4 protein-coding genes and 1 pseudogene are annotated in these 6,893 nt (G+C 47.1%); 3 read left to right on the top strand and 2 right to left on the bottom strand.

Annotated elements, in window-relative coordinates; genetic code table 11:
• Window positions 1-474: 474 nt before the first annotated feature.
• A pseudogene (pyk, locus tag ACTCCX_RS11815) lies at window positions 475-1,896 on the top strand (pyruvate kinase); the annotation flags it as partial.
• A gap of 110 nt (window positions 1,897-2,006) precedes the next feature.
• On the opposite strand, the gene argH reads toward pyk, so the two are convergent.
• On the bottom strand, window positions 2,007-3,398 hold the full coding sequence (argH, locus tag ACTCCX_RS11810) for an argininosuccinate lyase (protein WP_463276175.1): 1,392 nt from the start codon (window positions 3,396-3,398) through the stop codon (window positions 2,007-2,009).
• A 75-nt stretch (window positions 3,399-3,473) separates the two neighbouring features.
• Window positions 3,474-4,736 carry an allantoate amidohydrolase gene (locus ACTCCX_RS11805; RefSeq protein ID WP_463276174.1) on the bottom strand — a complete coding sequence of 421 codons (1,263 nt, stop codon included), beginning with the start codon at window positions 4,734-4,736 and terminating at the stop codon, window positions 3,474-3,476.
• A gap of 599 nt (window positions 4,737-5,335) precedes the next feature.
• Here ACTCCX_RS11805 and ACTCCX_RS11800 point away from each other — a divergent pair.
• Both ACTCCX_RS11800 and ACTCCX_RS11795 read left to right on the top strand, forming a co-directional pair.
• Window positions 5,336-6,085 (top strand): gamma-glutamyl-gamma-aminobutyrate hydrolase family protein, encoded by a 750-nt coding sequence (locus ACTCCX_RS11800; RefSeq protein WP_319216597.1) that lies wholly within the window; start codon window positions 5,336-5,338, stop codon window positions 6,083-6,085.
• A gap of 146 nt (window positions 6,086-6,231) precedes the next feature.
• The gene (locus ACTCCX_RS11795) at window positions 6,232-6,768 is read left to right on the top strand and encodes a CDP-alcohol phosphatidyltransferase family protein (protein ID WP_463276173.1); all 537 of its coding nucleotides are present in this window, start codon (window positions 6,232-6,234) and stop codon (window positions 6,766-6,768) included.
• Window positions 6,769-6,893 lie beyond the last annotated feature (125 nt).

Here is a 6,893-nt window from a genome sequence, read left to right as displayed (position 1 = left end):
TGGCAGAGTCTGCTTACTCAAGATACTGAACCGCCGTGTACGGAACCGTACGCACGGTGGTGTGAGAGGTCGGAGCCTAAAGGCTCCTCCTACTCGATTACGAGGCCAAATTGTTGAATGTTCCTCGGCTATTCGATCATTTCGGTCCGACAAGATGTCAAATTGTTGAATGTTTCTCGACATTCGATAATCTCGGATTAACCGGGAATCAAATTGTCGGATCCTCCTCATCTGTTCGACAGATTTGGCTACCGCGCTGAGCGTTTCTTCTGAATTCTGATCGCCAATCCCCTCCCATTTCCACATGTCCCTTGTTTGTCAATACCCTTAAGTTAATGGCATTGAACGAAATAGAACGATGTTTGTTCTTTCAGCAGGGTCATCATTTCTAAACCAGGCAAATTTGTTCTATAATGAAGACAGGTAAATGTCAGGTTATGAGAACGGTCAATTCAGAAATGAGGGGCTAATATGGTGAAAAAGACGAAGATAGTCTGCACGATTGGACCGGCCAGCGATTCAGTCGATGTGCTGGTAAGGATGATGAACAGCGGCATGAATGTGGCTCGACTGAATTTTTCGCACGGCGCACATGAAACGCACATGGTCAGTCTGAATAATGTCAGGGAAGCCGCACGCTTGGCGAACAAAAATATAGGGATCATGCTGGATATCCAAGGACAGAAAATCAGGACAAACAAAATGACGGATGATGCCGTTACATTGGTTTCCGGCGAGTCGGTAATCATAAGTATGGAACCTATACTGGGAACAAAAGAAAAATTCTCTGTCACTTATCCAAAGTTGATTGATGATGTGACGATCGGCATGCACATTCTGATCGACGACGGACTGTTGGTTCTGGAGGTCACGGACATCAATTATGCCGCCAAAGAAATCACAGCCCTTGTCCAGGTGGACGGTATCCTAAAGAATTCAAAAGGCATCAATGTTCCTGAAGCCAAATTCAGTATGCCTGGCCTGACGGAAAAAGATATTGCGGATATCCGCTTTGGTGTCCAGCAGGGGGTAGACTTTATCGCCGCCAGTTTCGTCCGCAGGGCCAGTGATATCCTGGAAATTGTCGAGATCCTTGAAGAAATGGATGCGACGGACACGCAGATCATCGCCAAAATCGAAAACCAGGAAGGCGTACAGAATGCTGAAGAAATACTCAAGGTGTGCAGCGGCTTGATGGTAGCGCGGGGCGATTTGGGAGTGGAAATCAACGGAGGGGACGTGCCGATTGTCCAAAAAGATCTGATCCGCAAATGCAATCTGCTCGGGAAGCAAGTCATCACCGCCACGCAGATGCTGGATTCGATGCAATGGAACCCACGCCCGACACGTGCAGAGGCCAGCGATGTCGCGAATGCTATTTTTGATGGGACGGATGCGATTATGCTTTCCGGAGAGTCGGCGGTTGGTCAATATCCAGTCGAGACCGTCGCGATGATGGCACGGATTGCGGAACGGACCGAAGAAGCCTTGGAGGCAAATGGCGGAAACCTGTCCACCATGTCATTGTTCGATAAGGCATCCGTTACCGAAGCAATCAGCCAAGCTGCAGCGCGCACGGTCATGAATCTGGGAATCAAAACCATCGTAGCGGCAACCAGTTCCGGGCATACGGCCCGGATGATCTCAAAATACCGCCCGAAAGCGAACATTTTGGCGGCAACCTACAGCGAACGGGTCCAAAGAGGGTTGGCGCTTGTCTGGGGTGTTCAGGCATTCGTCATCGATGAGCCAGACAATGTTGATGATATGCTAAGCAAAGTAACTGCATTGGCGAAAGAAAAGGGCTTTGCGCAGCCTGGAGAAGCCATCGTCATCACTGCCGGGACGCCGATAAAAGAAAGCGGCACAACCAATCTGATGAAGATCGAACGGATACCCGATTAAGTCTAAGGAATTAAACGGAACATTTCTTTTGAGGAATGCAAAAACGCGGGGCTGTCTCATTTTTTTTGAGACAACCCCGCGTTTTATATTATTTTCGGTGCTTAGGAAATGATTTGGTAGTCTTCCAATTTCATTTTGACTGCATCGATATGCTCTTTCACGCGCTCCGGAGCCGGACCGCCGGCTACATTTCTGCGGATGACGCATTCCTTTAGGTCCACCTTTTTGTAGATGGTTTCATCAAAAGCATCCGAGTGTTTTTTGTACATCTCCAATGGGAAGTTTTCCAATGTAAGATTCTGGTCTTCGCACTCCTTCAGGATGTTTCCGGTGATCTGGTAAGCGTCACGGAAAGGGATGCCTTTTTCGACAAGGAAGTCGGCGCAGTCGGTCGCGTTCAGATAGCCTTTCTGCGAAGCCGTCAGCATGGCTGCTTCGATCACGTCCATATCTTTGAGCATGGCAGGCAGGATTTCCAAGCAGAAAGTGACCGTGTCGATCGCTTCGAACAGCAATTCTTTTTCTTCCTGCATATCTTTGTTGTAGGCAAGCGGCAAACCTTTCATCAAAGTCAAGACGCCCATCAAGTCGCCGAAGACACGACCGGATTTTCCGCGCAGCAATTCTGCAATGTCCGGATTTTTTTTCTGCGGCATGATGCTTGAGCCGGAAGAGAAAGTGTCCCGGATTTTCACAAATCCGAATTCTTGTGATGACCAGAGGATGACTTCTTCAGCCAGACGGGAAATGTGGACCATGATGATCGACATATCGGCCAGCATTTCCAAGGAATGGTCACGATCGGATACGCCATCCAGACTATTCCGGGAAAAATCCTTGAATCCGAGTGCTTCAGCTGTGAAGGCGCGGTCCAACGGCAAGGTTGTCGTCGCAAGGGCGGCGCTGCCCAGCGGCAAATAATGCAGAACCCGTTCTTTGGCATCATCCAAACGGGACTTGTCACGCAGAAACATTTCCGTGTAAGCCATCAGGTGATGGGCAAACGTGATCGGTTGTGCGCGTTGCAGATGGGTATAACCAGGCATGATCGTTTCCAGATGATGTTCGGCTTTTTCGCTCAATGCAAGGGCAACATTGGCAGCAAGGTCGGAAAGGTGTTCCAACGCGGAAACAGAATATAACTTCAAAGCAGTCGCTACTTGATCGTTGCGGCTTCTTCCCGTGTGAACTTTCTTGCCGATAGCGCCAAGGCGACGCGTCAATTCTGCTTCCAGGAAGCTGTGGATATCTTCCTCCGAAAAATCGATGGTAAGATCGCCGTCCTGCAATTCATCATTCATTTTGCCCAGTTCATTGACGAGGGCCTCTGCTTCTTCGCGGGGGATGATTTCGGTTTTGCCCAACATTTTTGCATGTGCGATACTGCCGGCGATATCCGCATAGACCAGACGGGCATCCGCATCGATCGATGAATTGAATTCAAATGCTTTTTCATTCATGGAACCGTGATAATTATTTGACCAAATTGCCATAATTTCCTCCTCGGCAGGGTTTTTCTTGATGTGGATCACCACATTGCACACCCTGACTCTTTTGATAGTATTTTATTACATTTCAGTATTGCTGCTTTTTTCTTTTGCTTCTGTCAATTGTACAATTGTTTCGAAGGCAACTTCAATCCCTTTTTGCAATTGCGCATAATCTGTCCATTCTTCCGGTGTATGGCTGATACCGTCTTTGCTGGGGACGAAAATCAATCCCGTGTCAGTGAAACCCGCAAATATCATGGCGTCATGACCGGCACCGCTGACCATTTTCCGATAGCGCAGTCCCAGTTTTTCGCAATTTCCGATCAGTAACGACTGGATATTCGCTGACATTTCGACTGGCTCCGCATAGAGCAACTCATCGATACTTAAAGAGATACCTGGCCTTTCCGCATCAGCCACAAGCTTGTCGATTTTACGAAGGATGCGCTTAATGGTGTCGCTATTGGCTGAACGGATGTCAACTGTGAAAACAACTTGGTTCGGGATGACGTTGGCGCCGTTCGGGAGGACGTCGAGTTTTCCTACAGTCAAAACTGGCAAGTCGGATTCATCCGAGGCTATTCCTGGTAGTTCATTCAGAATCGATACGGCTGCCGCAAGGGCGTCAGCCCGACCTTCCATAGGGGTTGTCCCGGCGTGCCCGGATCTTCCTCTGACTGTTATGCGGATTTCAGTCATGCCGACGATCATTTGGACTATGCCCACATCTTGAGCGCCTTCTTCCAATACAGGTCCTTGTTCGATATGCAATTCAAGAAAGGCTTTCACATCATTACCGGTACGTCGAGCCGAACAGATGTCAGCCGCGTTGAATCCCAGTTTTTCCATCGCTGCAGCTGCTGAGAGGCCGATGCTGTCTTTCATCTCATACAAATCCGCAGGGGTGATTTGCCCGGCTATCATACGGGAACCGAGCACGCCGCCTCCGAAGCGGGAACCTTCTTCTTCAATCATTGCAATGACTTCAAGCGGGTACTGGGGCTCTAAGCCATATTCCTGAAACAAAGCCGCGACTTCAAGTCCGGCGATGATCCCGGCTGGGCCATCGAAGGAGCCGCCATTCGGGACACTGTCAAAATGTGAACCGATGATGACCGCAGGCGCATTTTTCAACGCACCTTCCAATTTTCCATAAATATTCCCGACCGCATCTTCCCGGACTGAAAGGCCGAGGTTAGCCATTTCCTGTTTGATGTAACGCCGGGCTGCTGCATCCTCTTTGCTGTAGGAAAGTCTGGTCGTACCATTACCGGGAGTTGCAGTAAAGCGCGCCAGTGATTCGATATATGTTTGGATGCGGTGCTTGTTTGCCTTAATCATATTTGCTCGCACACGTCCTTTCTTATTGCTACTCATTCTTGAAAATGTATCCAGCCGCAAGTGTTCTCATTTTTTTTTAATTTTAATTTCTATATTGAATCCTAGAGGAAAAACGTCCAAAAAGCAAGGGGAATCAAGGGTAATCATAATGAAATGAGAATAAAAATGAGACGATATATCGAAAAACGCCACAAATCGTGATTGACAGAGGGATAACAGCACGTTACAATAGCATTAATTTATTTTTAAATGTGAATTTGGTGAAAAAATTTATCTAAAAGCAATAAAAGGTGCGGAGGGATGAGAATGATGTACGGCTATATGAACATGTATATGTGTTGCGGAAAAGATAAGCTTGTACATTGTGCGCTCATTTGAACAGCCTTTATGGAAAGTGTGTCTGCAAGATCTTCCAATCAAGTGTAATGGGACGATCATTGACTGATATGCAGCCTTCCGAAACAAAAGCGAGGGTCACAATGCGCATGGGTGTATCGTTATACATATGTGCTTTTTTTGTACGCTAACGAAAATTGTGGGAAGTGTGCGCAGATCATGACCGCACTTCATTAAAAAAAATAGGATGGGAGGAATATTGGATGAAACCGATTATTGGAATTGGAGGCAACCATCTGACTGCTGAAATCGGCAACCAGATGGAAAAAACATACACACCGCAAGGATTTATCGATGGTGTACAAGTAGCTGGAGGGATTCCGCTCGTGATTCCCATCAGCGATCCAATGGATGCAGAGCACTACATAAACGCCGTGGACGGCTTGATTTTGGCGGGCGGACAGGACGTATCCCCTATTTTATATGATGAGGAGCCGACGCATCGGTTGGGTGTCACGCATCCGGCGCGGGATGCTTTTGAGATCGCTTTGGCCAGAGAGGCATACAATCAATGCAAACCGATTTTTGCGGTATGCCGCGGGATGCAACTGATCAATGTCGCTTTTGGCGGCAGCCTGCATCAGGATATCAGTCAACTGGAAGAATATGATGTCCAACATGACCAAAAAACGAACATCCAGTATGCTTCCCATTCGATTTCGATTGCTCCGAATAATTTCTTGCGTTCCTTTTTAGGGGAGAAGCATCTCGTCAACTCTTTCCACCACCAGGGCGTAAAGGAATTGGCGGAACCTTTTGAGGCCATCGCTTGGAGCTCCGACGGGTTGATCGAAGCTTTCCAAGCAAAAGAAAGAAGCCAAAATATCTTCGCGGTGCAGTGGCATCCGGAATTCATGTTGGCATCTTCCCAGAAAATGCAATATTTCTTCGATGAGATCGTTTTCCTGGCTGGGACAGGCATCCATTATCAAGACAACGTGATGCATTATTGAAAATCGTTCAGAAACCTGCTGCCATCCGGTTGCTTGGTTTCTGAACTTTTTTTGTGCGTCCGACTCTTCTAAAAATAGCTAAAGGAGGCACTATGGATTAAAATATAGGTAAGAGGAACGCCAATGGTAGCTGGGAGGCAAAATTTATGAAACGTGTACCGAACATCCTGACGCTGATACGTCTGTTTTTGATCCCTTTTTATTTGCTGGTCTTCTATTCCGATGCAGCGCATCCGGTCCGTTGGGCGATGATCATTTTTCTGGTAGCCAGCCTTACCGACATCATCGATGGCTATATCGCCAGGAAATATGATGCCATCACAAAATTCGGGCAGGTGGCTGATCCTTTTGCTGATAAAGTGATGCAGATTTCAGTCCTGTACACCTTGATGGACATCGGTTACATCAAAAATTGGTTTTTCTTGATCGTATTGATCAAAGATGGGCTGCAGATATTGCTGGGTATAGCTTTGCTGAATGTCGAGCCTAAAATCATCGTTCCGGCGAATATATTTGGAAAGGCCACAACTGTCCTGGTTTTTGCTACAATCTTGCTTTCTTTGTTCCGGCTGCAAGGATTGGTCTATCTGCAGCTGTTCGTCGGGGGATTGGCTGTCATCACGTTCTCTCAGTACGCCTATCATGTCTGGCAAGCATGGAAAAAAACAAGTCAGTCAAAATAAAGGGATAATCAGTGAAAAAAAACGACGGCTTAATTGCAATATCAAATGCATAAAAAATTTTAAAAACCTTTATAGACAGCGAATTACTCAATAATCCAGTATTACCAATGCTTTGAAGCCATTGA

Source organism: Trichococcus sp. (assembly GCF_055118575.1).
The sequence above is the reverse complement of the archived record's forward strand: the minus strand, read 5'-3'. Positions and strand labels throughout refer to the sequence as shown.